This is a genomic window from Roseateles cavernae, assembly GCF_040187885.1.
Lineage (GTDB): Bacteria > Pseudomonadota > Gammaproteobacteria > Burkholderiales > Burkholderiaceae_C > Roseateles_E > Roseateles_E cavernae.
The window spans coordinates 119,284-144,874 of record NZ_JBDPLH010000001.1; the positions used below are offsets into that span (position 1 = coordinate 119,284).

Here is a 25,591-nt window from a genome sequence, read left to right on the forward strand (position 1 = left end):
CGTGCCGCCTTGTTCTGTTTTTTTCGCACGCCGCGCACCATACCACCGGCCCGTGGCCGAGCACAGCGGGCGACTACCGGGCCGGACCGCGCAGCAGGGCTTCGAACTGATCGGCCGGCATCGCCCGATGGAACAGCCAGCCCTGCGCGTCGCCGGCGCCCAGGCCCAGCAGGATCTGGCGCTGCACCTCGTTCTCGACGCCCTCGGCCGTCAGCGCCAGCTTCAGGCTGTGGGCCAGCGTGACGATGGTCTGCACGATGGCATGGCTGTCGCTGTCGGAGGTCAGGTCGGCGACGAAGCAGCGGTCGATCTTGAGCCGGTCCAGCGGCAGGGTCTTCAGCTGCCCCAGCGAGGAGTAGCCGGTGCCGAAATCGTCCAGCGCGATATGCACGCCCAGCGCCCGCAGCTCGACCAACATATGGCGCAGCGCCAGCGTGTTGCCGAACAGGCTCTCGGTGACCTCGATCTCCAGGCAGCCGGGATCCAGCCGGTGGCGCTGCAAGGCCTCGCGCACCAGCGCCGGCACATCGTCCTGCTCGAACTGCCGCACCGACACATTGACCGCCACCCGCAGCCCCGGCCGTGCCCAGGCCGCCGCCTGTGCGCAGGCCTGGTCCAGCACCCAGGCACCGATGGGCACGATCAGGCCGGTGGTCTCGGCCACCGGGATGAAGCGGTTGGGCGCCACCGCGCCGAGCTGCGGATGCTGCCAGCGCAGCAAGGCCTCGGCGCCGAGGATGCGGCCGCTGCGCATCTCGACCACCGGCTGCCAGTGCAGCAGGAGCTCGCCGCGCTCCAGGGCCTGGCGCAGGCCCTGCTCGATGCGCAGCTGCTCGTTGGCCTCCTCGGCCTGCGAATGTTCATAGAGCGCGGCACGGTTGCGGCCGCGCGACTTGGCCTCGTACATCGCCGCATCGGCCGCCTTCAGCAAAGCCTGCGGGCTGGCGACATGCTCGGGCCACAGCGCCACACCGGCGCTGGCGGTGACGCAGACCACCTGGGACTGCAGCGACACCGGCTTGGCGATGGCCGCCAGCAGCTTGGCCGCCAGCGCCAGCGCATCGGCCGCACGGGACACATGGCTCATCAGCACGACGAACTCGTCCCCGCCCAGCCGGATCGCGACATCCTCGCGGCGCAGCAGGCTTTGCAGGCGTGCGGCCAGCGCCTTCAGCAGCTCGTCGCCGCAGTCGTGGCCCAGCGTGTCGTTGATGGTCTTGAAGCCGTCCAGGTCGATGAAGATCAGGCCCAGCGGCGCGCCGCCCGACACGATATGGGCCTGCAAGGCTTCCTGCAGGTGCAGGCGGTTGCCCAGGCCGGTCAGCGGGTCGTGCAGGGCCAGATGCTGCAGCTTGAACTGGGTGTCGCGGATCTCGCTGATGTCGGAGAAGCTCAGCACATGGTGGCTGGCCTGGCCCTGGGCGTCGAGCACCGCGCACAGATGCTCGAGCGCCGGGAAGGTGCTGCCATCGCGTCGCATGCAGGTCACCTCGCCCTGGCGCTGGCTGCGCGCCGGCCAGTCCAGGTGGTCGCCATGGCGGCGCGCATACAGAAAGCTCTCCGGGCCGCGCCCCTGCACCTCGGCCTCGGTCCAGCCCGTCATCGCGCTGAAGGCCGGGTTGCAGCTGAGCACGCGGCACTCGGCATCGAGAAAGAGAATCGCCTCGTCGGTGGCATCGAACACCACCAGGGCCTGGCGCAGCCGCGTCTCGCCCTCGATGCGCTCGGTGACATCGCGCAGCATGCCCATCACCAGCTGATCGGTCTCGAAACGGCGCGCATGGATCTCCATCCAGCGCGGCGCGCCCGGCCCGGCCTGCCAGCGACACACCATGTCCATCGGCCGGCCCTGCTGCAGCAACTCGTCCAGCGCCTGCCCCGCCGATGGGTCCAGGCGCTCGCGCAGCTCGGCGAGGCTCAGGGCCTGGCCCAGCGGCGCCAGCTCGCTGCCCAGGCCATGGCCGCTCCAGCGCAGCGCGCCGCCGCCGGCGCTCTCCAGCTCCAGCACCGACAGGCGGGCCGACTCCAGCGCCAGCAGCAGCCGGCGCTCGGCCTTCTCGGTCTTGATCTCCTCGCGGCGCCGCGCCATCGCCATGCAGACGGTGGCATTGAGCTCGCGCAGCTCGAAAGGCTTGAGCAGATAGCCATAGGGCGCGGCCAGCGCCGCGCGCTTGAGCGTCTCGGGCTCACCGTAGGCGGTCAGAAAGATCACCGGCACGGCCAGCAGCTCGCGGATCTGGCGCGCCGCGTTGATGCCGTCGCTGCCCCGGTCCAGGTGGATGTCCATCAGCACCAGGTCCGGCACGGTCGAGGTCGCCAACCTGACCGCCTCGGGCTCGTTGGCGGCAATACCCACCACCTCGAAACCCAGCTGCTCCAGGCCGCTGCGCAGGTCCAGCGCGACGATGCGCTCGTCCTCGACGATCTGCACCCGCAAGGGCCGCTCGATGGCATCAAACATCATGGACTCCCTTGACCGTGTCCTGTTCCAGATGCAGGCTGACGCAGGTGCCGGCCTCGCGCCGCACGGCCAGCCGCGCCCGCGCCTGCTCGGCCAGCAAGGGCAGCAGCTGCAGCCCCAGACCGCGCCCCTGGCCCGGCTCCAGCCCCTCGGGCAGGCCGATGCCATCGTCCAGCACCTCCAGCACCGCAAGCCCATCGTCCGGCGCCGTGCCGGCCCGCAGCCGGATGCAGACCTGGCCGGCGCGACCGTCCGGGAAGGCATGCTTGATCGCATTCGTGACCAGCTCATTGACCAGCAGCCCGCAGGGGATGGCCTGCTGCAACTCCATGCTGAAACCGCGGTCCGGCGCGTCGACCTCCAGGCGCAGCTTGCTGCCGCCACCCAGATAGGTGTCGCGCAGCAGGCTGCCGAGCCGGCGCAGATAGGGGCCCAGCTCCAGCGCGCTGAAGTCGCGCCGCTCGAACAGCAGCTGGTGCATCAAGGCCATCGAGCGCACGCGGCTCTGGCTGTCGCGCAGCGCCGCCTGCACGCCGGGCTCGGCATTGCGGGACTGCAGGTTCAGCAGGCTGGAGATGACCTGCAGATTGTTCTTGACGCGGTGGTGCACCTCATTGAGCAGCACGGTCTTCTCGGCCAGCGCGCGCTCGATCTCGGTCTGGGCGGCGCGCCGGTCGGTGACATCGCTGATGGTGGCCAGCACCTGCTGGCCCTCGCTGCCGGGCAGCGGGTTCAGGCCGATCTCGACCGCGAACTCGCTGCCGTCCTTCTTGCGCGCATACAACTCCTGGCGCTTGGCCATATAGCGCAGTGCCGGTGCGCGCATGAAACCCGCCACATGGCCGACATGGACCTCGCGCTGGCGCTCCGGCACCAGCTGATGCACGGCCAGGCCGGCCAGCTCGTAGCGGCTGTAGCCGAACATGCCGGCCATGCTCTCGTTGGCCAGCAGCACCCGGCCGCCCGAGTCGATCAGGGCCATGCCGACGGTGGCGCCCTCGAAGACGCGCCGGAAGCGGTCCTCGCTGGCCTGCAGCGCCTGCTCGCTGGCGCGCCGCGCGCTGATGTCCATGCCGGACGGCACCAGATGGGTAACGCGGCCCTGGTCGTCGAACAGCGGCGCCAGCATGAAGTCCACCGCCATGCGGCTGTCGCCGGCCATGCGGGCGATCACATCGCGGCGCACGGTTTCGCCGGCGGCGGCGCGCTTCACCGCCTCGCGCATCCAGGCCTGCAGCTCGGCATCGTGGGTCCACCAGGGCGTGTCCCAGAACGGCAGGCCGCGCACCTGCTCCAGCGCGATGCCGCCGGCCTCCAGCGGTGCGCGATTGGCCTCCAGCAAAGCGCCCTCGGGGCTGAGCACGCCGACGAAGACAAACAGGCCATCGAGCACGCGGCGCAGATGCTGCTCGCCGGCGGTCTTGACACGACGCTCCAGCGTCAGGTTCAGCGCCTGCACCAGCACGCCATGCACCGCGCCATCGCGACCGGTGATCGGCAGGTAGCTGGCCTCCCACTCGGACAGCTCACCCGGCAGGCTGGGCACCTCGGCCAGGATGCGCAAGCCCCGCTTGGCCTGCCCGGTCTCCAGCACCTCGCGCAGCAACGGCAGCAGCGTGGCGGCGGCGTCGGGCAGCACCTCGGCGACACTGCGCCCCAGATGCTGGGCCACGCTGGGGCCGTTGGCCTCGGCGAGCACGCGGTTGATGCGGTGATAGCGCAGCCCGCTGTCCAGCACCGCCAGCCCGATCGGCACCTCGCTGTCCAGCAGAACGTCCAGGGCTGACGCGCCAAGCGCGGCCGCCGACTGCTCGTCAACCATGGTGCCTCCCTAAGGCATGCTTTGCAGCCTTATAACAAGGCTGGCCGCAAATTGCACGCACAGGCACCGGGGCGCACAAATAACTATGCCGGCAAGCCAAAACCCTTGCGGGTCTTGCCATGCCGGCATAGCACTCCTCCCCTCGATCAGCACGCTGAGGTCCAGGCAGCGAGTGATCGAGACGCAGTATCTGATTCCGCCCCCGGTGCGACTATCCCCCTCAAGAGGGAGATCAGCTCACAGCCCGCACTCAGGCGATCACCAGGCGCGCCGGCCGGCGCGCCTGGCGCAGCAGATCTTCCAGCAGGCACAGGTAGTAGCCCAGCGGCGGCGTGCGTTTGCCCGGGTGCTTGGCCAGATCGTCCCAGCGCCGCAGCTGCAGCGCCGCGCTGGCATGCGGCTGGGCCAGGAAGATCAGACGCTCCTCGGGCCGCATGCGGCCGCCCTGCAGGGCCAGGCTGTGGCGCGAGGCCGGCGACAGGCCCTGCTCGTAGCGCTCGTCGGTGCTGACCAGAAAACGCTTGGCCTGCACATGCAGGCGGATCGGCTCCAGCACCTCGGGGCCGAAGCCGGTGGCCAGCAGGCCCAGCGCGCGGATCTCGTGCTGGTCATCGCACAAATCGTCGCTCGGCCCGCCGTCCAGCAACTGACCCAGATCGTGCAGCAGGGCCGCCGCGACCAGGGACTGGTCGGCATGCGCCCACTCGGCGAGCTGCGCACATTGCAAGGCATGCTCCAGCGCGCTGACACTCTCGCGTCGCTCACCGTCATAGGCACAAGCGCCCCGGCGGATGAACAAGGCTTCGATCTTGGCGATCAGGTCCATGGCGGACTCCCTGCGAAAACTACAGCAGCCACCATCTTGCGCAGCGGGCGTGACCGGCGCATGACGCAACCATTCAAAATCACTGAACCCTAGCCTCAAGAGGCATGAACCGCCCTCCCGGTCTGGGCATGCAAACTCCATCCCAAGCTCCCAGACTGAACCGCCATGCCAACAAGCTCACGCCATGCCACCCCACCGGCCCGTTACAACGGGCTGGCGATCGCCTTCCACTGGCTGCTGGCCCTGGCCATCGTCGGCGCTTTCGGGGTCGGTCTCTATATGGTCGATCAACCTTTTTCAATGAGCCGGCTCAAGCTCTACAACTGGCATAAATGGGCCGGCGTGACGATCCTGAGCCTGTCGGCGCTGCGTCTGCTGTGGCGCCTGCTGCGCCCGGCCCCGGCCGATCTGCCGGCCCCGGCCTGGCAGCGCCGCGCCTCGCACTGGGTTCACGGCCTGCTCTATGCCTTGTTCTTCGCGGTGCCATTGGCCGGCTGGGCCTACAGCTCGGCGGCCGGCTTCCCCATCGTCTGGTTCGGCCTGCTGCCGCTGCCCGACTTCGTCGCCCCCGACAAGGCCCTGGCCGAGACCCTGAAACAAACACACAAGCTGCTGGCCTATGGCCTGGCGGCCCTGGTCGTGGCCCATGTGGCGGCCGCGCTGAAGCACCAGCTCCTCGACAAGGATGGCCTGCTGCTGCGCATGCTGCCCGCTCGTTCCTGAACCCCACCAAGAATTCCCAGTCCTATGCGAACCCTCACCACCGCCCTGATTTCCGTCGCCGCCGGCCTGCTCCTGCTGCAGGCACCACTGGCCCATGCCCAGGCCAAGCCCGCCCAGCTGCAGGCCGCTCAAAGCGAGCTCAGCTTCACCAGCCGCCAGATGGGCGTGCCGGTCGAGGGGCGTTTCAAGCGTTTCGAGGCCCAGCTGAATTTCGATCCGAAGAAGCCCGAGACCGGCAAGGTCGGCTTCACGATCGATCTGGCCAGCGTCTCGCTGGGCGCGCCCGAGCTGGAGAGCGAGCTCGCCAAGGCACCCTGGTTCGACAGCAAGAAGATGCCGCAGGCCAGCTTCCAGAGCACGGCCGTCAAGGCCACCGGCGCGGGCAAGTTCGAGGTGGCCGGCAAGCTGACGCTGAAGGGCCAGACGCGCGACATCGTCGTGCCGATCACGCTGGCCCAGGCCGGCGCGCTGTCCACCGCGACCGGCGGCTTCATCCTGAAGCGCCTGGAGTTCAAGGTCGGCGACGGCGAGTGGAGCGACACCTCCATCGTCGCCAATGATGTGCAGATCAAGTTCAAGCTGGTTTTCAACGGCGTCGCGCCGCTCTGAGATCCTCAATTCCTCCACCCTTGCAACCGGAAAACCCATGAAAAAAGCCCTGTTCGCCGCCGCCGTGCTGGCCCTGTCCTCGCTGTCCCAGGCCGAGCCCGTCAAGTACGCGATCGACCCGACGCACACCTTCGCCACCTTCGAGATCGGCCATTTCGGCGTCTCGACCAACCGCGGCCGCTTCGACAAGAAGGAAGGCTCGGTCACGCTGGACCGCGCCGCCAAGACCGGCAAGGTCGAACTGACCCTGGACATCGGCTCGATCAACACCGGCACCGCGCCGTTCAACAAGCATCTGCTGAGCGACGACATCTTCGCGGCCGAGAAGTTCCCGACCGCCACCTTCGTCGGTGACAAGTTCACGTTCAACGGCGACAAGGTCAGCGAAGTCGCCGGCCAGCTGACGCTCAAGGGCAAGACCGCCCCGGTGACGCTGAAGGCCAGCAACTTCGGCTGCTACGACAGCCCGATGCTCAAGCGCGAGGTCTGCGGCGGCGATTTCGAGACCACCATCGACCGCACCCAGTGGGGCGTCGACTACGGCCTGGCCTGGGGCTTCCCGAAGAACGTCAAGCTGGTGATCCAGGTCGAGGCGATCAAGCAGTAAGCCAGGTACATCCGGCAACATCTGTTGCCGGCCGCTAGCGGCGCCCTGTGACAAGATGCCACTTCGCAAGAACTGCGGGTTCCCCCTAAGAGGGGACAGCCAAATACTGGGGAGTTCCCTAGCATGGCCGCGGTCAAAAAGCAGAGGGGGATCCAAATGTTTCAGCAACGTGGCGTTCAATTCGCGGTCATCTTGATGGTGCTGCTGCTTCTTTTCGTCCAGTCCATGTTCTAGCGCGAGGGCGCAGCCGCATCCCGTCAAGGCCCCTGGCTCACCCCAGGGGCCTTGTTCTTTGTCGGGCCGGCATCACCGGCTGTCACGGCCCGGTGCAGTTCAGCCCTTCGTCGCGGCACCGCATCGCAGCGCCATCGGCGCCTGCGCGCGGCTTGCGTACAGTGCGGAGCATCAAAAGGTCCACCGATGAACGCTCCTCCCTTCCCCCCTCCGCCGCCCGCCGTCAGCACGCCCACGCCCTACGCCCGCTGGCAGGCCCTGTCCTCGGCGCTGATGCGCGGCTTCCATGTCTATGCCAACTGGCTGGTCGGCATCAGCTGGAAGCGCTTTGCCGTGCTGGCGGTGCTGCTGCTGATCGGCACCAATGTGCTGCAAAGCCTGCCGCCGTTCACCTGGCGCATCACCGAGCACGTCGAGGAAACGGCGCCGCGCCGCGCACGAGCCAAGCCGCCCGCAGTCCCGGCGCCGCCGGCCGCACCGGTCGAACTGGCCAAGCCGGCGCCGCTGCCCGCCAGCTCGCCCGAGGGCATACGCTATGACGTGACGATAGACGAGCGCGGTGTACGGGTGATCCCGCGGGTGGCCAGCCGGCCGGCCTCCGGCGCCTCGGCGGCCGAGGCCGGTATCGACCCCAGCCTGCCCTCGATCGACATCAAGCTGCCTCAGTCGGTCAGCCGGGACGACGTGCGCGAGGCGGTGCAGGAGGCCAAGGAGACCTTGCAGCAGGCCGCCCGCGATGCCCAGCAGGCGATTCACGATGCCCAGCAGGCCAAGCAGGATGCCGCCGAGGCAGCACGGGAAGCACTGCGGATCGAGCCCGCCGAGGAGCCGCGGGTGCGCATCCGCACCGTGCGGCTGGGCGACTTCCTGCAGGAGCTGGCGGTGTTCCTGGTCGTCGCCTCGGCCATCATCAAGATCACCTACAAGGGCCGCATCCAGGCCGAGGTCAAGGCGGCGGCGGCCACCGAGACGGCCGAGGCCGAGTCGCTGAAGCGCCAGGTGGTCGAGGCCCGGATGGCGGCGATGCAGGCCCAGGTGGAGCCGCATTTCCTGTTCAACACGCTGGCCTCGATCGACCACCTGATCGAGACCGATCCGCCGCGCGCCTCGCAGATGCAGAAGAACCTGATCGCGCTGCTGCGCGCCTCGATGCCGACGATGCGCGAGGCCAATGCCAACGGCGGGCGCGACCTGGGCCGCGAGCTGGCCGTGATCCGGCCCTATCTGGAGATCCTGAAGGTGCGCATGGAAGAGCGGCTGCAGACCGAGATCGATGTGCCCGAGGGCCTGCTGTCGGCCGAATTCCCGTCGATGATGATCCAGGGCCTGGTCGAGAACGCGATCAAGCATGGGCTGGAGCCCAAGGCCGAGGGCGGCAAGCTGACCGTCAAGGCCGAGATCGTGCACGGCAAGCTGGCCGTCACGGTGGCCGACACCGGCCTGGGCTTCGGCCGCGCCGCCACCGCCGGCACCGGCGTGGGCCTGGCCAATATCCGCGAGCGCCTGATGCTGCTGCACGGCCACCGGGCCGGCGTCACCGTCAGCGAGAACCAGCCCTCGGGCACGGTCGTCACGATCACCGTGCCTTATGCCACCTCGCGCAAGCACAGCGATGAAGGAGCCACCGCATGAAGCGCTTTTTCCAATGGATGCTCTTGATGAGCCTGCTGCTGGTGCTGCTGGCCGGGGCCGGCGGCTTCTTCATCTGGCAGGAGTTTGCCGCCCACCCGGGTGTCAGCGTCAGCATCAACGGCCAGGACCTGGGACTCGACGAGCTGCATGCAGCGCATTGGGGCAGCCTGATGCTCGGCGGTCTGATCGTCACGCTGGTGCTGCTGGTCGTGCTGCCGCTGGCCCTGGTGCTGGGCCTGGGGCTGCCGCTGCTGATCGTCGCCGGCCTGCTGGGCCTGGCGCTGCTGGCCTTGCTGAGCATGGGCGGCCTGCTGCTGTCGCCGCTGCTCCTGCTGGGCCTGCTGCTGTGGCTGATACTGCGCCGCACCCCGGACAAACCCGGAGCCGGCCGCGCTCACCCCAACCCTTAGCATGGCGGCCATGAGCGAAACCCCCAACTCCCCCCGCGTGCGCGCCGTCCTGGCCGACGATGAACGACTGATGCGCGAGCAGCTGCGCAGCCGGCTGCTGGAAGTCTGGCCCGATCTGGACATCGTCGCCGAGGCCAAGAACGGCCTCGAAGCCGTCGAACTGGTGCGCGAGCACAAGCCCGATCTGGTCTTTCTGGACATCCGCATGCCGGGCCTGACCGGCGTCGACGCGGCGCGCCAGATCGCCCAGCTGCCCGATGCCGGCGACGACGACAGCTGGCTGGTGCCCGAGATCGTCTTCATCACCGCCTATGACCAGTACGCGGTCGAGGCCTTCGAGCAGGGCGTGGCCGACTATGTGCTCAAGCCCGCCGAGCGCGAACGCCTGACGGTGACGGTGCAGCGCATCAAGAAACGCCTGGCCTTGCGCGAGGACACCGAGGCCGCGCCCGACAACAAGGCCAGCGCGCCGCTGCAGCAGCTGCTGCACAAGCTCTCGGCCCAGCTGAATCCGGGCGGTGCACCCAGCTATCTGCAGTGGATACAGGCCACCGTCGGCCAGGCCATCCAGATGATCCCGGTCGAGGAGGTGTTGTTCTTCATCAGCGACGAGAAGTACACCCGGGTACAGACCGCCACACTCGAAGCCCTGATACGCAAGCCGATCAAGGAGCTGGTCGACGAGCTCGACCCGGCGCTGTTCTGGCAGATCCACCGCTCGACCCTGGTCAATGTGAAGTCCATCGCTGGCGTCACCCGCGACTTCCGCGGCCGCCAACTGGTCGGCGTCAAGGGCAATAACGAGAAGCTGGAAGTCAGCCGCAGCTACACGCATCTGTTCAAGGGCATGTAATCAGGCGGCGCGGCGCAGGCTGGACGCGATGCACCACTGCGCCGACCAGTAGGTCGACAGCACCCACAGCGCCGCCTCGGGCAGCGGACCGGCGAACTTGTTGATCGCCAGCAGCGCGTCCGAGGCCAGGAACAGGGTGCCGCCCCAGGCCGCCCAGCGCGCCAGCGGCTCGCGCGCGCCGCCGATGCTGGCGCGCCACCAGCTCCAGGCCTGGGCCGCCATTGCCGCCAGGCAGACCACATAGGCCAGCACCGGCATCTGCAGCGCGGCCGGCACGCCCGGCCACAGCCGGCTCAGCACATAGCCGGCGATCAGGCCGAACATCAGCCAGGGCCACCAGGGCCGGGCCAGCCGCGTGTGCTGGCGAAAGGCCGCGATATAGAGCAGGTGGGCGATCAGAAAGCAGACCAGGCCCGGCACAAAGCCCGGCTCGGGCCACAGCAGGGCCACATCGCCGGCCAGCGAGAACGCGAGGCCCAGGCGCAGCAGCCGCGCCTGGCGGGGCGCATCGGCACCACGCGGCCAGGCGTACAGCATGATCAGCACGGTGGTCAGCGGCTTGGCCACGAAGGCCAGTTCGCGCGGCAGGCTGGTATGACTCAGCGCGGCGATGGCGATCAGCGCGCTGATCAGGGTCAGCAGGGGCAGCAGCAGGCGTTGGAAGGGCATGCGCCCATTCTGGCCGGGCGCAAGACCTGGCCCCAATTAGCGCTTGCCCTCAGAGGCGCGACCCAGACGCATCAGTCGATGCGGACCCAGCGCACATCGATGTGGTTATTGGCGCGGTGCACCAGATTGATATTGCTGCGTGCCGCCCAGGGGATGACCTGGTGGTGCAGCGGGATCACCGCGACATCGTCCTGCACGATCTTCAGCGCGGCGATCAGCTGGCCGCGGCGCTTGGCCACATCGCCCTCGACCTTGGCGGCATCGATCAGCGCATCGAGCTTGGGGTTCACGTAGCGGCCGTAGTTCCAGCTGCCATCGCCGCCGACCGGGCTGTGCACCAGGGCCTGCAGCGAGTACAGCGCGTCGAAGGTCGCGACACCCCAGCCCAAGAGATGCAGGCTGCTTTCCTTGCGCTGCAGCTTAGGGAAATAGGTGCTGGAACCCTGGCTGTTGAGCCGCGCCTGCACGCCGATCTTGGCCCAGAAGGCGGTCAGGGCCTTGCAGATTTCCTCGTCGTTGACATAGCGGTCGTTCGGGCAGTCCAGCGGCACCTGGAAGCCCTCGGGATAGCCGGCCTCGGCCAGCAGGGCCTTGGCGCGCACCGGGTCGAAAGGCAGGCGGCGATCACCCTCGGCCGTCCAGCCATCGGCCTGCGGCGCGACCAGCGAGCCGGCCGGTTGCGCGAGACCGCGCATCGTCACCCGCTTCAGGGTCTCGATGTCGATGGCCTGGTACAGCGCCTGGCGCACCTTCAGGTCCTTGAAGGGGTTGCGACCCTTCACACTGCTGCCGACCAGTTCATCGCTGGCCTGGTCCAGGCCCAGGAAGATGGTGCGGAACTCGGCGCCTTCGATGATCTTGACGCCGGGCGTGTTGCGCAGCTTGGGCACGTCCTGCGGCGCGGGGTCGAGCACGAAGTCGATCTCGCCGGACAGCAGGGCCGCCAGCCGCGTCGCGTCGGAGCCGATAGGCGTGTAGACGATCTGGCTGACATTGCCGTTCAGCTTGCCCCACCAGTTCGGGTTCAGGCTCAGCTCGGTCTTGATGCCCGGCTGGCTGCTTTTCAGCACAAAGGGACCGGTGCCGTTGGCATTGCGCACCGCATAGGTTTCTTCCTTCTGCGCGAAGTTCTGCGGCTTCTCGATCTTGTGCTTGCTGGCCCAGTCCTTCGAGATGATCCGCACGCCGGTGATCTGGCGCAGCAGCACCGGGTTGGGTGCTGCCAGCGTGATCTCGATGCTGGATGGCGAGAGCTTCTTGACGCTGCTGACGCCCTGCAGCAGCACCTTGAAGTTCGACGTGGGGCTGAGCGCGCGCTCGAAGGAGAACACCACATCGTCGGCCGTCAGCGCCGTGCCGTCATGGAACTTGACGCCGGGGCGCAGCTCGAAGCGCCAGTGCGTCGCATCGACCTGGGTCCACTTCGAGGCCAGCGCCGGCTCGATCGTGAACTGCTGGTCATAGGCCACCAGGCCTTCGTAGACAAAGGCGTTGAACTGGTTGTTCAGCGCGCTGTTGTAGGCGTGCGGATCGAAGCTCTGCACATCGCCCTGGCTGGCCCAGCGCAGGGGTTTGGCAAGCGCCGCACCGGCAACAAGGGCCAGCACGAGCGGGGCGATCAGAAGGCGGGTGGGGCGCATGGGGTGGGGTTCTCGTCCTGGAAAACCCTGAATACTGCCCGCATCCGCCGCGTCCGGCAAATACCTATTCCCCATAAGCTTCTGTCCCGCAGGGTCAGGCCTTGATCAGCCCGTCCGCCTTGAACATGGCCTTGATGCCCCGCACCGCCTGGCGGATCCGGGCCTCGTTCTCGATCAGCGCGAAGCGCACATGGCCGTCGCCCTGGTCGCCGAAGCCTATGCCCGGAGAGACGCAGACCTTGGCCTTGTCCAGCAGCTGGCGCGCGAACTCCAAGGAGCCGAGCGCGCGGTAGGGCTCGGGGATGCGGGCCCAGATATACATGCTGGCCTTGGGCAACTCGACGGCCCAGCCGGCTTCCGTCAGGCCCTTGTGAAGCACATCGCGGCGGCGCTGGTAGCTGGCGGTGATCTCGCCGACGCAAGCCTGGTCGCCCTCCAGCGCCGCGATCGCCGCGACCTGCAGCGGCGTGAAGGTGCCGTAGTCGTGATAGCTCTTGATGCGGGCCAGCGCGGCCACCAGATCGGGGTTGCCGACCATGAAGCCGATGCGCCAGCCGGCCATGTTGTAGCTCTTGCTGAGCGTGAAGAACTCGACCGCCACATCCTTGGCCCCCGGCACCTGCATGATGGACGGCGCCTTCCAGCCATCGAACACGATGTCGGCATAGGCCAGGTCGTGCACCACCAGGATGTCATGCTTCTTGGCCAGCGCGATCACGCGCTCGAAGAACTCCAGCTCCACGCATTGCGCGGTCGGGTTCGACGGGAAGCCGAACACCATCATCTTGGGCTTGGGATAGCTGCCGCGAATCGTCTTCTCCAGCTCGGTGAAGAAGTCCAGCTCGCTGGACACCGGTATCGCGCGGATGTCGGCGCCGGCGATCACCGCGCCGTAGATATGGATGGGGTAGCTGGGGTCGGGCACCAGCACCGTGTCGCCCCGGTCCAAGGTCGCCAGCATCAGATGCGCCAGGCCTTCCTTGGAGCCTATCGTGACGATGGCTTCGGTGTCGGGATTGATGGCGACGCCATAGCGCTTGTCGTACCAATGAGAGATCGCGCGGCGCAGCCGCGGGATGCCCTTGCTGGCCGAGTAGCCGTGGGTGTCGGGCCGCTGCGCGACCTCGGTGAGCTTGGCGACGATATGGGCCGGCGTGGCCCCATCGGGGTTTCCCATGCTCATGTCGATGATGTCCTCGCCGCGCCGCCGCGCCGCGAGCTTCAGCTCGGCCGTGATGTTGAAGACGTAGGGAGGCAGGCGGTCGATGCGCGCAAAGCGGCGCTTGCCTGAAGAGGCAGTGCTCATGGGATGTGTCTCACGTAAGCGCCCGGAACCGTCCGAGCGACGTGATCGGCCGATGGGGGCCGATCCGGCAGTAATGCTAACCGAAGACTCGCTCAGTCCTTCTTGTTCTGCGCCGCCGCGCTCGCCTCACCCTTGGCCGCAAACTCCGCGCGCAGCCGCTTGAGCTTTTCGCGCGGGTCTTCCTTGACGGTGTTCTCGTGCAGCTTCATCTCCAGGATGAAGCGGCTGGGGATGCCCATCACCAGCTCGCGGTTCTTCTTGCGCCGCCGCAAGGTGCTGACGCCCAGGGTCGTGCGCGCCCGCGTGATGCCCACATACATCAGGCGGCGCTCTTCCTCCAGGCGCTGCGGGGTCATGTCCTCGTCGTCGGCCTTGAAGGGAAGCAGCCCCTCGTTGACGCCGGCCAGGAAGACATGCGGCCATTCCAGGCCCTTGGAGGCATGCAAGGTGGTCAAGGTCACCTGGTCCTGCTCGTCGCCGCGCTCGGCCAGCGACAGGATCACGCTGATGGTCTGGGCCACTTCGAGCACGGTCTGCTTGGGCTCCTCGAAGGTGATGCCGCCCTCCTGGCTGATCTGGCCGCCGCAGCGCTTGGCCACCCAGTCGACGAAGTCCAGCACATTGCCCCAACGCGCCGCGCCGACCTTCTCGTTCTCCTCCTGCTCCATCAGGTGCTGCTCGTAGGCGATGTCCTTCAGCCACTCCATCAGCAGCGCCTTGGCCTCCTTGTCTCCCGAGGTGTTGCGGGCGCGGTACTCCAGATCGTTCACATAGCGGCCGAACTCATGCAGGCCGCTGATCGCGCGGGTGCTCAGCGCGGTGGACAGGCTCTCGGCGAACAAGGCCTCGTACATGCTGGATTTCCAGCGCCCGGCGAACTGGCTCAGGCTGCCCAGGGTCTGGTGGCCGATGCCGCGCTTGGGCGTCGTGATCGCGCGCAGAAAGGCCGGGTCATCGTCCGGGTTGACCAGCAGGCGCAGCCAGCTGCACAGGTCCTTGATCTCGGCCTTGTCGAAGAAGCTCTGGCCGCCCGAGACCTTGTAGGGAATCTCGGCGCGGCGCAGCGCCTGCTCGAACACGCGGGCCTGGTGATTGGCGCGGTACAGGATGGCGAAATCCTTGAACTGCACGCCGCCGGCATTGGCGCGGATCGCCTGGATGCGAGCCACCGCCCGCTCGGCCTCGTGTTCCTCGCCGTCGCTCTCGATCAGGGCCACCGGCTCGCCGTCACCGAACTCGCTCCACAGCTTCTTCTCGAAGATCTTCGGATTGACCGCGATGACGTTGTTGGCCGCGCGCAGGATGGCGCCGGTGGAGCGGTAGTTCTGCTCCAGCGGGATCACCTTCAGTGCCGGGAAGTCGGTCGGCAATCGCTTCAGGTTCTCGATCGTCGCGCCGCGCCAGCCGTAGATGCTCTGGTCGTCGTCGCCCACGGCGGTGAAATGGGCACGCTCGCCGACCAGTTGCTTGAGCAGGTCGTACTGCACCGCATTGGTGTCCTGGTACTCGTCCACCAGCACATAGCGCAGGGTGTCCTGCCATTTGCCGCGCGCCTCGGGGAAGTCCTGCAGCAGGCGCAGCGGCAGCGAGATCAGGTCATCGAAGTCCACCGACTGGTAGGCCGCCAGCCGCTCCTGGTAGCGCTCCATCACGACGGCCGTCGCGCGCTCGTCCTCGTCCTTGGCGGCGGCCAACGCCTGCTTGGCCGTCAGGCCCTGGTTCTTCCACAGCGAGATGGTCCATTGCCAGCTGCGCGCCTGCTTGGCGTCGGTGGTGCCGCCGGCATCGCGCAGCAGGCCCAGCACATCGTCGCTGTCGAGGATGGAGAACTGCTCCTTGAGCCCGACCAGATGACCTTCGGAGCGCAGGATGCGCACGCCCAGGCTGTGGAAGGTCGAGATCACCAGGTCCTTGGCCGCGCGCGGGCCCACCAGATCGCGGGCGCGCTCGCGCATCTCCTGCGAGGCCTTGTTCGTGAAGGTGATGGCGCCGATGTTCTTGGCCGCATAGCCGGCCTGCAGCAGGCGCGCGATCTTCATCGTGATCACCCGCGTCTTGCCCGAGCCGGCCCCGGCGATCACCAGGCAGGGCCCGTTGAGGTGGTGGACGGCTTCGAGCTGGGCGGGATTGAGGGTGGAGACGGCTGAGGACATGGCGAACTGGGGCGGGGCTGCGCATGATAGCCAAGCCGCCCCGCCCTATTTCATGCTAGGCGGCAGCGGCGCCCGGGTCGAGCGCAGCCCCAGGCCCAGCAGCAGCAGCGCGTAGAACAGGAAGGCGATGCGCGGCGCATCGACCAGGCTGTCGAACAGGCCCACGATCAGGAAACCGAGCAGCGCGCCCACCAGCGCCGGCGCCAGGGCGTGAGCGCGGGCATGGCCGAAGCTGCAGCGCCACAGCACCGCCGCCACCAGGCTGACACCCAGGACCAGGCCCAGCAGCCCCTGCTCGAACAGCAGGTGCAGGCCCAGGCTCTTGATATGCCAGGGCAGGTGATGGCGGTCGCTGGAGAAGAACCAATGCGCCATGCCGCGCGAGAAGTCGCCATTGGCCAGCAGGGCGGGCTCGGCCGCGTCGCGCAGGCGCAGCTCGGCAATCTGCACCGCGCTCGCCGGCGAAGCCAGGGCCATCGAGAACACCACGAAGCGCGGCGCCCACCAGCGCCCGCCCAGGGCCGGCGCCTGACCGAGCGAGGCCTGCAGCGCCTGCCAGCCGCCGCCCTGGCTTTGCAGCGGCAGGTTCTTGACCACGCATTCCGCGTTGTAGAGCAGATGCTTCTCACACACCTCCAGATGCAGGCTCACATCGCTGGCGCTGCGCAGCTTCAGCGTCAGCAGCAGTTCGCCGCGCGGCGCGGCGATGCGCTGGCTGACCCGGAACAGCTCGCCCCAGCCCAGCGCATGCTGACCGCTGCTCAGCAGCAGATGGGGAGGCTGGGCCGATTCGACGAGCCGGTAGTCGCCGACCTGCTCGGCGGCCGGGCCGACGAACAGGAAATTGCTGGCGAAGCGGCCCACGCCCTTGCCCAGCAGCCAGTCCTGCGGCGTGGCCAGCAGGCTGCGCGCCAGCCGCCAATGCTCGAAGCGACCTTCCAGATCGCGCTGGCCGGTGGCCACACGGTCGCTGACATAGGCGCCGCCGGCCAGCGCCGCCACCACGGCGGACACCATCAGGCAGCCGGTCCACAGCAGGCTCTTGGCCCGCCAGGAGCGCGCGGGCAGCAGCCCGGCCGCCGGGCCCGGCAGCAGCTGCAGCCCGGTCCATGCCAAGGCCAGCCCGAGCACCGGCAACAAGGCCTGCTGCAGGGCCGGCTCACCGCCCCGGTTGCCGGCCACCACGACCACACAGGCCAGGCTCCAGAACCAGGCCCCCGCCATCAGGCAGACGCTCAGATGGCGCGGCAGCCCGGCACGCAGCCACCAGGCCAGCCACAGCCCGCTCAGCACGACCAGCGCATCGATCACATAGGCCGACTTCGGCACGGCCAGCGCCAGCAGCCAGCTCACCCCCCCTGCCAAGGCCGCTGCCAGCAGGGCCAGCAGCAGGGCCAGCAGCAGCTGCCCGCGCGTCTGCCGCAGCCGCAGCGGCGGCATCACCATCATCAGCAGCGCACTGCCGGCCAGCGCGAGCAAGCCCCGGTAGCCGCCGGCCTGGAACACCGGCCAGGCCGCCAGGCCGAATGCCAGCAGCACGGCCAGGGGCACCGCCCACGCGAGCCCGCGGGGCGGCCAGGCGGCCGGCCGGCCCGCCGCACGCTCCCCGCGGCGCTGGCGCGCCAGCAACAGCAGGCAGACGCCCGCCCCGAGCGGCAGGGCCAGATAGACGCCGCGCGAGAAGGTCGTCAGCGCCGCATAGCCGGCCAGCAGCAGCAGGCCGAGCGCGGCGGCAAAAGCCCAGGGCCGGCGCTCGCGCAGCACCCACAGCAGCGCAAACGGCAGGCCCAGCGCCAGGCAGCCGTCCAGCGCCGCACCGCCCACATGCATCTCCCAGAACAGTGCAGTGCTGCGGTAGTCGCTCGAAAAATTCAGCAGCCCGGTATAGGCCAGCCGCTCCCACAGCGCCGCCAGGCTGGCCCCACCCAAGGCCAGCAGCATGGCCAGGCCGAACCAGCGCTGCACGGCGGCCGGCTCGGCCGCCCCGGCCGCGCGCCACAGCGGCAGCAAGAGCAGCACCAGCCACAGGCTCTTGCCCTGGCGCAGGCTGTTCATCGGCTCGTGATAGCCCTGCCACCAGCCAAACCGCCAGCCCCCGGCCTGCTCGACGCCGCGCCAGATCGCCAGCAGCAGCGAGGCACAGAACAGCGCCAGCAGCAGCTTGGACAGGCCCGACCACGCCAGCGGCCGCTGCCAGGCCGGCGCCAGCTCGACGCTGCGCTTCGCGCCCAGGGCCAGCGCCGCATAGCCGCCGGCGGCGACGGCCAGCACCAGCAGGTCCAGCTCCTCAAACGTGATCCAACCGGTCCAGGGCGCGAATCCCAGCACCGGAACCAGGCCGGGAATCAGCAGCGGCAAGACCTGCCAGCGCACCAAGCCCAGCGCCGCCACCGCGAGCCACAGCAGGCAGGCCAGCCCGGGCTGCAAGGGGTAGTGCCAGGCCAGCCACAGCCCGGCACCGGCGCTGCCGGCGGCCAGGCCCAGGCCCAGCCAGCGCTTGGAGGAATCGGGCACGGAGAGCTTCATGCGGGCGGCCGAGTTGGGGCGCAGGCTCGCGCCGGGTCGCGCGGATGATAGCCAAGCCCATGCCGGCAGGCGCTACATTGGGAACCCCTAGTACAACAGCGGAACCATGAGCATGGCCCTTGTGTTGGCCCTCGGCCGTCGCTGGCTGCAAGCCTGGACGCTCCTGCTGCTGCTCTGGGCGTCGGCCGCGCAGGCGCGCGAGCTGCTGGTTGTGGGCACCGAGTTCCCGCGCATCTACGAGGCCGCCAAGACCGGCGGCGAGCCGAGCGGCCTGGGCGTGGACCTGCTGACCTTGGCCGCCGCCCGGCTGGGCCACAGCCTGCGTTTCGAGCACTACCCCTGGCTGCGTGCCCAGGCCATGGTGGAGCGCGGCCTGGCCGACATCCTGGTCGGCCCCTACCGCACCGCCGACCGCGAGCAGCGCTATCTGTTCTCGCCCCAGCCCTTTTACGAGGACACGCTGGTGTTCTACGCCCGCCGCGCCCAGAGCGGGCTGTGGCGCGGCGACTATGCGGCGCTGGGCCAGCGCCCGGTCGCCCAAGTGCAGGGCTGGGCCTATGGCGAGAGCTACGAGCAGGCCCGTGCCGGCCTGCGCATCAGCACCGTGCGCGATGTCAACACCGGCCTGCAGATGCTGCGCCTGGGCCGGGTCGACCTGTTCGCCAGCAATGAGCGCAATACCGAGCCGGTGCTGCAGCGCCTGGGCCTGGCCGGCGAGCTGGTGCCGGCCGGCCCGCCGATCGGCCAGCTGCGCGGCCACTTTGCCTACCCGCGCGACCACCGGGGCCAGGTCTTGCGCGACGAGCTCGAGCGCACCATGGCCGCGTTGCGCGCCAGCGGCGAACTCGACGAGCTCTCGCGTCGCTGGAAGGTCAAAATTCCCGAGTAGGCTTGCCGCCGATGAACACCGCCCTCAGTCGCCGCAGCCTGCTGCAGGCCGCCCTCGCCGCCGGCTGCGCGCCGGCTCTTGTCAGCCATGCCGCGACGCCGGCCGCCGCGCCGCTGTTCACGCTGGGCGTGGCCTCCGGCTGCCCGCGCCCCGAGGGCCTGGTGCTGTGGACCCGGCTGCTCGGCGAGGCGCTGCCGGCCCAGGTCGCGGTGCGCTGGGAGCTGGCCGAGGACGAGGGCTTCAAGACCATCGCCGCCAGCGGCACCGAGCGGGCCGAGCCCGGCAGCGCCTACAGCGTCCATGCCGAGCCGGCCGGCCTGAAGCCCGACCGCTGGTACTGGTACCGCTTCAGCGCGCTGGGCCAGCAAAGCCCGGTCGGGCGCAGCCGCACGGCGCCGGCGCCCGGCGCGGCGGTGGCGCGCCTGCGCTTCGCGATCGCCTCCTGCCAGCGCTGGGACCACGGCGAATATGCGGCCTGGCGCGATCTGGCCGGCCAGGAGTTGGACCTGCTGCTGTTCCTCGGCGACTACATCTATGAGTCGGCCACCGCAGCCGACAGCACGCCCGCGCGCCGCCACCGGGGCGGGCTGTGCCGCACGCTGGACGACTACCGCCAGCGCTATGCCCAGTACAAGAGCGACCCGCATCTGCAAGCCATGCATGCGGCCGCGCCCTGGCTGCTGACCTGGGACGACCATGAGGTCGAGAACGACTATGCCGGCGACATCTCCCAGCATCTGGAGCCCGGCTTCGCACGCCGCCGCGCGGCGGCGGCCCAGGCCTACTGGGAGCATCTGCCCTTTCCGAAGGCGGCGCGGCCGCGCGGTGCCGAGTTCCGTCTGCACGAGCGCTACGACTGGGGCGCGCTGGCCCGCATCATCACCTTGGACAACCGCCAGTGGCGCGACCCCCAGGCCTGCCCCAAGCCCGGCCGGGGCGGTTCCAACACCGTCGCGCTGCGCGATTGCCCGGCCCTGCTGGACCCGGCCCGCAGCCTGCTGGGCAAGGCCCAGGAGCAATGGCTGGCGCAGAGCTGGGACCGTGAGCGGCCCTGGAATCTGCTGGCCCAGCAGACCCTGATGGCGCCGCTGAACTGGCAGCCGCCCGAGGAAGGCAGCGGCCTGCACTGGACCGACGGCTGGGACGGCTACCCGGCCGCCCGCCAGCGCCTGCTGCGCGATCTGCAGGCGGCGCGGGTGCGCAATGCGGTGGTGCTGGGCGGCGATGTCCATGCCCACTACGTGAGCGATCTGCATGCCGGCGGCGCCGACCAGCCGGTGATCGCCACCGAGTTCTGCGGCAGCTCGATCAGCAGCAACGGCCTGGCGCAGCGCCGGCTCGACCAGATGCGCCCGCACAACCCGCACATCCGCCATGCGCGCAGCGACGAGCGCGGCTATATCCGCTTCGAGCTGAGCGCCGGCCGGCTGGAGGCGGAGCTGCGCGCGGTCGAGCAGCCCTGGGATGCCACCAGTGCGCTGCGCCGCCAGGCGCGCTATGTCGTGGAGGCTGGCCGCGCTGGCGCGCTGAGCGACTGAATCAGGTCGTCCAGGCCCAGGCCCAGGTACTGGTGGCCGGCCCAGCCGGCCACGGCCAGCAGGGCCAGGCCGCCGGCAGCCAGCAAGGTGCGCCAGCGCTTGCGCGGGGCGCGCGGCTGCAGCGGCGGGGTGTTGAGGCTACCGTCGAAGGCCGGCATGAAGCGGCTGCCCGGCGCCGGACTGGGCTCGGGCATCGGATGCAGCACCAGGGCCGAATGGTTCTGCCCGGCCAGCCAGGCACGCAAATCCTCGCCCAGCTCGCGGGCCGAGGGATGGCGGGTCACCGACATCGCGGCCATGGCCTTTTGCAGCAGGGCTTCGAGGCTGAAACGCTCGGCGGTGCTGAGGCCGCCCAGGCTGGCGGCCGAGGGCATCAGCACGCCGTTGGCATCGGGTTTGGGCGGCCGGCCATTGATCAACCAGCAGGCCAGCACGCCCAGCGCATAGGCCTCGCTGCCCAGGCTGGGCTGGGCGCCGCGCTGCAGCTCGGGCGCGACAAAAGGCGCGGCAGCGGCGCTGAACAGCGGCGGCTCGGCGTCCGGCTCGGGCGCCAGCTCGGCCAGGCCCAGGGCCATCAGCCGCAGCTCGGTACCCTTGACCAGCCACAGCAGACCGGGATCGAGCTCGCGCAGCAGCAGGCCTTGCTCATGGGCGTATTGCAGCGCGTCGCAGAGTTGCAGCAGCAGCTGCAGGCGCTGGCGCAGCGGCAGCTCGGCGGCGGCGGCCAGCAGCGGCTGGCCCTTGTCCTGCCAGGGCAGGGCCAGAAAAGGCTTGCCTTCGGCGGTCAGACCGCTGTCCAGCGGCGTGGCCAGGGCCGGATGGCTGAGCTGGTTCAGGGCCGCCGACAGCTCGGCAAAGCGCAGCAGCACCGCCGCCGCGTCCGCGCTCTGCTGATAGACCAGCAGCGCCGCGCTGACATCGCCGGCCAGCGAATGCTCGGCCCGGTACCAGCGGCCCGAATCGCCGGCGTGCAGGGCGGCGGCGACGCGCCAGACGCCCAGGCGCTCGCCGACCGACAGCGATGTCGGCAGCGGGGAGCCGGCACTGACCGGTGCGGGAAAGGAGGCGGAGAAACGGGCGGAGGACATGAGTATTCAGGGTTTGCCCGGCATCCTAGGCTCAAGCCACGCCGCAGCGGCGCCCGGCTCCCCCCTCAACACGGGGTGTCGCGCGCAATCGCTCACGCTCGGCGAGAACTTGTGCACGGGCGGCGGCCCCGCCCAAGCCTTGCGATACTCCGCCCCCATGCAAGCGATTCTGGCCGTCACCCTGCCCTTCTTCGCGCTGGTGCTGTGCGGCTACCTGGCAGCGCAGCGCGGCGTGCTGGCCGAGAGCGCGATCCCGGGGCTCAACGGCTTCGTGCTGTTCTTCGCGCTGCCCTGCATGCTGTTCCGCTTCGGCATGAACACGCCGGTGCTGGAGCTGCTGAACCCGGGCGTGCTGGGCCTCTATCTGCTCGCGGCGCTGCTGATCGTCGGGCTCACGATCGCGCTGACCCTGTCGGCACGGGTGCAGCTGAAGGATGCGGCCTTCGGCGCACTGGTCGCGGCCTTTCCCAACACCGGCTTCATGGGCGTGCCGCTGCTGGTGGCGCTGCTGGGTCCGGCCGCGGCCGGGCCGGTGATCTGCACCGTGCTGGCCGATCTCTTCGTCACCAGCTCGCTGTGCATCGCGCTGGCGCGCGCCCACGATGCCGGCGCCGGCAATGCCAGACGCGCCGTGCTGCAGGCCTTGCGCGGCGCGCTGTCGAATCCGCTGCCCTGGGCCATCGCGCTGGGGGCCGTGGCCTCGGCCACCGCGCTGCGTCTGCCCGGCCCGGTCGACAGCGTCGTCAAGATGCTGGCCGATGCGGCAACGCCGGTGGCCCTGTTCACGATAGGCGCGGTGCTGTGGCGCGCCGGCCGGCATGCCCACACGCGCACGCCGGTGGCGCTGTTCCTGCCGGTGGCGCTGATCAAGCTGATCGTCCATCCGGCCCTGGTGTTCGCGCTGGGCGCGGCGGCCCATGCGCTGGGCGTCGGCCCGACGCCCTTCCAGCTGCTGGTGCTGACCCTGGCCGCCGCGCTGCCCAGCGCCAGCAATGTCTCGCTGCTGGCCGAGCGCTACGGCGCCGACAACGGCCGCGTGGCCCGCATCATCCTGGCCTCGACCAGCCTGGCCTTCCTCAGCTTCACCGCGCTGGCCTGGCTGCTCGGCGCCCGGCCGGCGGCCTGATATCGTTGCGCGCTGTCTGATTGCACCAAGCCCATGCTCCTGCGCCACGCCCTGCTTCTGCTGCTCTGTGTTGCCCTGGGCGAACCACTCCAGGCGCAGGCCAACGGCTATCGCCAGCCCTCGACCGCGATCCGCGAGCTGCTGGACGCGCCGGCGCCGCCGCGCCTGCTGCCCTCGCCCGACAAGCAGACCCTGGCCCTGCTGGAACTCAAGCGCTTCAACAGCCTGGCCGAGCTGGCCCGCCCGGGGCTGCGCCTGGCCGGCCTACGCTTCGACGCGGCCAGCGGCACGCCGCAGCCGCTGGCCACCGTGCGGCGCCTGCGCCTGCGCAGCCTGCTGCAGCCGGACGCGCCGGAGCGAGCGGTCGAGCTGCCCGGCGAGGGCTTTCACAGCTTCAGCTGGGCGCCGGACGGCCAGCGCTTCGTGCTGGAGCGGCGCGTCGACCTGGGCAATGAGCTGTGGATGGGCGATACCGCCAGCGGCGAGCTGCGCCAGATTCCCTTTGTGCGCCTGAGCAATGCGCTGGGCCAGGGCGAGCAGGCCTGGCTGAACCCGCGCGAGCTGGTCGTGCTGACGATACCCAAGCGGCGCGGCGCGGCGCCGCGCGCCCAGCCCAGCCCGGTGGTGCAGGAGCATCAGGGCCGCGCCTCGCCCGAGCGCAGCTATCCCGACCTGCTGCAGTCGCCGCATGACGAGGCCCTGTTCGAGCACCATGCGCGCTCGCAGATGACCCTGGTCAATCTGGCCAGCGCGCAGTCCCGCGATATCGGCGAGCCGGGCCTGTTCGCCTATGTCAGCAGCGTCGGCGAGGGCCAGTACCTGCTGACCGAGCGCCTGGTGCGCCCCTTCAGCTACCGCCTGACCTGGGATGATTTTCCGCAGGTGATCGAGCTGCGCCAGCGCGACGGCCGGGTGCTGCGCGAGCTCGCCAAGCTGCCGCTGAAGGCCGGCGTCGCGATCGACGGCGTGCTGCCCGGCCCGCGCATCTTCTACCCCTCGCCGACCAAGGATGCGGCGGTCTACTGGGTCGAGGCGCTGGACGGCGGCAACCCGAACAGCCGGGTGGCCTTCCGTGACCGGGTGATGCGGCTGGACCCACCCTATGACGGCGAGCCCATCGAGGTGCAGCGCATGCCGCAGCGCTTCACGCGGCTGCGCTTTCTCGACGATGGCCAGCACGCGCTGCTGACCGAGACCGACCGGCTGCGCGCCTGGACCCGTACGTATCTGCTGCCGCTCAACGGCAGCCAGAGCAAGCCGCTGTTCGAGCACTCGCTGCGCGAACGCTACCGCCACCCCGGCGCGCCGCTGATGCGCACGCTGGCCAATGGCCACAGCGTGATCCAGAGCACGCGCGAGGGCGAGATCTTCCTGATCGGCCAGGGCGCCAACCCGCGTGGCGAGCGCCCCTTCCTGGACCGGCTGTCGATCAAGGACCTGAGCGTGCAGCGCCTGTTCCAGTCGGCCGACAGCGCCTACGAGATGCCGCTGGCGACGCTGGACGACAAGCGCCTGCTGCTGCAGCGCGAGAGCCCGGTCGAGCCGCCGAATCTGTACCTGCGCGAACTGGGCAACGGCGGCGCGACGGCGCAGGCGCTGACCCGCATCAAGGACCCGAGCCCGCAGCTGCGCAAGATCAAGCGTGAGCTGATCAGCTTCAAGCGGGCCGACGGCGTCGAGCTCTCGTTCTGGCTGCATCTGCCGCCCGACTACAAGGAGGGCGAGCGCCGGCCCACGCTGGTCTGGGCCTATCCGCTGGAGTTCAACGACGCCGCGCTGGCCGGCCAGCTGGCCGGCGCGCCGAGCCGCTATGCGACGTTCGCCGGCATCAGCCCGCAGCTGCTGGCGCTGGACGGCTTCGTCGTGCTGCACGACGCGACCATGCCGGTGGTCGGCGATGCGCGCACGATGAACGACGGCTTCATCGAGCAGATCACGATGAATGCCCGCGCCATCATCGACAAGGCCGAGGAGCTGGGCGTGGCGGACACCCGCCGCATGGCCATCGGCGGCCACAGCTACGGCGCCTTCATGGCCGCCAATCTGCTGGCCCACACCAAGCTCTTCAAGGCCGGCATCGCGCGCAGCGGCGCCTACAACCGCACGCTGACGCCGTTCGGCTTCCAGAGCGAGCGCCGCTCGCTGTGGGACGCCCGCGAAACCTATCTGAAGCTCTCGCCCTTTCTCTACGCCAACCAGATCAGGGAGCCGCTGCTGCTGATACACGGCGAGGAAGACAGCAACTCCGGCACCTATCCGATGCAGAGCGAGCGCCTCTACCAGGCCCTGGCCGGCCTGGGTGGCACGGTGCGCTATGTGGCGCTGCCGCACGAAGGCCACGGCTACACCGCGCGCGAATCGGTCGGCCAGGTGCAGTGGGAGATGAGCCAGTGGCTGCGGACCCATCTGGGAGATCCGCGCGCCAACCCTTGAGAGCCCGGCGCGGCGCGGATAAGCTGCAGTTTCACGCCCATCTCCA

General features: G+C 69.4%; 19 protein-coding genes. 10 read left to right on the plus strand and 9 right to left on the minus strand.

Annotated elements, in window-relative coordinates; all coding sequences use genetic code 11:
* Positions 1–73: 73 nt before the first annotated feature.
* The 3 genes from ABGI63_RS00590 to ABGI63_RS00600 form a co-directional block, all read right to left on the minus strand.
* Positions 74–2,461 (minus strand): two-component system response regulator, encoded by a 2,388-nt coding sequence (locus ABGI63_RS00590; RefSeq protein ID WP_349740535.1) that lies wholly within the window; start codon positions 2,459–2,461, stop codon positions 74–76.
* Entirely contained in the window at positions 2,454–4,283 is a 1,830-nt protein-coding gene (locus ABGI63_RS00595) for a PAS domain-containing protein (protein WP_349740536.1), read from the minus strand. Before ABGI63_RS00595 ends, ABGI63_RS00590 begins: the two co-directional genes overlap by 8 nt.
* Positions 4,284–4,533: 250 nt before the next feature.
* On the minus strand, positions 4,534–5,109 hold the full coding sequence (locus ABGI63_RS00600; RefSeq protein ID WP_349740537.1) for an HD domain-containing protein: 576 nt from the start codon (positions 5,107–5,109) through the stop codon (positions 4,534–4,536).
* A gap of 165 nt (positions 5,110–5,274) precedes the next feature.
* Between ABGI63_RS00600 and ABGI63_RS00605 the strand changes: the two genes are divergently transcribed.
* From ABGI63_RS00605 to ABGI63_RS00630, 6 genes are all read left to right on the plus strand, one after another.
* A complete protein-coding gene (locus tag ABGI63_RS00605) occupies positions 5,275–5,832 on the plus strand; it encodes a cytochrome b (RefSeq protein ID WP_349740538.1) in 558 nt (185 codons plus the stop codon).
* A 24-nt stretch (positions 5,833–5,856) separates the two neighbouring features.
* Positions 5,857–6,441, plus strand: a complete 585-nt coding sequence (locus tag ABGI63_RS00610) for a YceI family protein (protein ID WP_349740539.1) — start codon at positions 5,857–5,859, stop codon at positions 6,439–6,441.
* A 37-nt stretch (positions 6,442–6,478) separates the two neighbouring features.
* Entirely contained in the window at positions 6,479–7,048 is a 570-nt protein-coding gene (locus tag ABGI63_RS00615) for a YceI family protein (protein WP_349740540.1), read from the plus strand.
* A 420-nt stretch (positions 7,049–7,468) separates the two neighbouring features.
* The gene (locus ABGI63_RS00620) at positions 7,469–8,914 is read left to right on the plus strand and encodes a sensor histidine kinase (RefSeq protein WP_349740541.1); all 1,446 of its coding nucleotides are present in this window, start codon (positions 7,469–7,471) and stop codon (positions 8,912–8,914) included.
* The gene (locus ABGI63_RS00625; RefSeq protein WP_349740542.1) at positions 8,911–9,324 is read left to right on the plus strand and encodes a hypothetical protein; all 414 of its coding nucleotides are present in this window, start codon (positions 8,911–8,913) and stop codon (positions 9,322–9,324) included. The genes ABGI63_RS00620 and ABGI63_RS00625 overlap by 4 nt, the downstream gene beginning before the upstream one ends.
* 10 nt (positions 9,325–9,334) lie before the next feature.
* A complete protein-coding gene (locus ABGI63_RS00630; protein ID WP_349740543.1) occupies positions 9,335–10,177 on the plus strand; it encodes a LytR/AlgR family response regulator transcription factor in 843 nt (280 codons plus the stop codon).
* Here the strand turns inward: ABGI63_RS00630 and ABGI63_RS00635 are convergent, their stop codons facing one another.
* From ABGI63_RS00635 to ABGI63_RS00655, 5 genes are all read right to left on the minus strand, one after another.
* Positions 10,178–10,846, minus strand: a complete 669-nt coding sequence (locus ABGI63_RS00635) for a lysoplasmalogenase (protein WP_349740544.1) — start codon at positions 10,844–10,846, stop codon at positions 10,178–10,180.
* A 71-nt stretch (positions 10,847–10,917) separates the two neighbouring features.
* Positions 10,918–12,486: an ABC transporter substrate-binding protein gene (locus ABGI63_RS00640; RefSeq protein WP_349740545.1), complete on the minus strand. Its 1,569-nt coding sequence runs from the start codon at positions 12,484–12,486 to the stop codon at positions 10,918–10,920.
* Between the two features lie 94 nt (positions 12,487–12,580).
* Entirely contained in the window at positions 12,581–13,792 is a 1,212-nt protein-coding gene (gene alaC, locus ABGI63_RS00645; RefSeq protein WP_349740546.1) for an alanine transaminase, read from the minus strand.
* 92 nt (positions 13,793–13,884) lie between these two features.
* A complete protein-coding gene (locus ABGI63_RS00650) occupies positions 13,885–15,945 on the minus strand; it encodes an ATP-dependent helicase (protein WP_349740547.1) in 2,061 nt (686 codons plus the stop codon).
* 45 nt (positions 15,946–15,990) lie between these two features.
* Positions 15,991–18,471, minus strand: coding sequence for a hypothetical protein (locus ABGI63_RS00655; RefSeq protein ID WP_349740548.1), 2,481 nt, complete (start codon positions 18,469–18,471; stop codon positions 15,991–15,993).
* 106 nt (positions 18,472–18,577) lie between these two features.
* Here ABGI63_RS00655 and ABGI63_RS00660 point away from each other — a divergent pair, with 106 nt between their 5' ends.
* Positions 18,578–19,360, plus strand: coding sequence for a substrate-binding periplasmic protein (locus ABGI63_RS00660; RefSeq protein WP_349740549.1), 783 nt, complete (start codon positions 18,578–18,580; stop codon positions 19,358–19,360).
* A gap of 11 nt (positions 19,361–19,371) precedes the next feature.
* Entirely contained in the window at positions 19,372–20,898 is a 1,527-nt protein-coding gene (locus tag ABGI63_RS00665; protein ID WP_349740550.1) for an alkaline phosphatase D family protein, read from the plus strand.
* Here the strand turns inward: ABGI63_RS00665 and ABGI63_RS00670 are convergent.
* A complete protein-coding gene (locus tag ABGI63_RS00670) occupies positions 20,856–21,986 on the minus strand; it encodes a serine/threonine-protein kinase (RefSeq protein ID WP_349740551.1) in 1,131 nt (376 codons plus the stop codon). The two genes, ABGI63_RS00665 and ABGI63_RS00670, sit on opposite strands and share 43 nt — an antisense overlap.
* A 157-nt stretch (positions 21,987–22,143) precedes the next feature.
* Here ABGI63_RS00670 and ABGI63_RS00675 point away from each other — a divergent pair, with 157 nt between their 5' ends.
* Together ABGI63_RS00675 and ABGI63_RS00680 are read left to right on the plus strand one after the other, a co-directional pair.
* Entirely contained in the window at positions 22,144–23,112 is a 969-nt protein-coding gene (locus tag ABGI63_RS00675; RefSeq protein ID WP_349740552.1) for an AEC family transporter, read from the plus strand.
* A 33-nt stretch (positions 23,113–23,145) separates the two neighbouring features.
* The gene (locus ABGI63_RS00680) at positions 23,146–25,545 is read left to right on the plus strand and encodes an alpha/beta hydrolase family protein (protein ID WP_349740553.1); all 2,400 of its coding nucleotides are present in this window, start codon (positions 23,146–23,148) and stop codon (positions 25,543–25,545) included.
* Positions 25,546–25,591 lie beyond the last annotated feature (46 nt).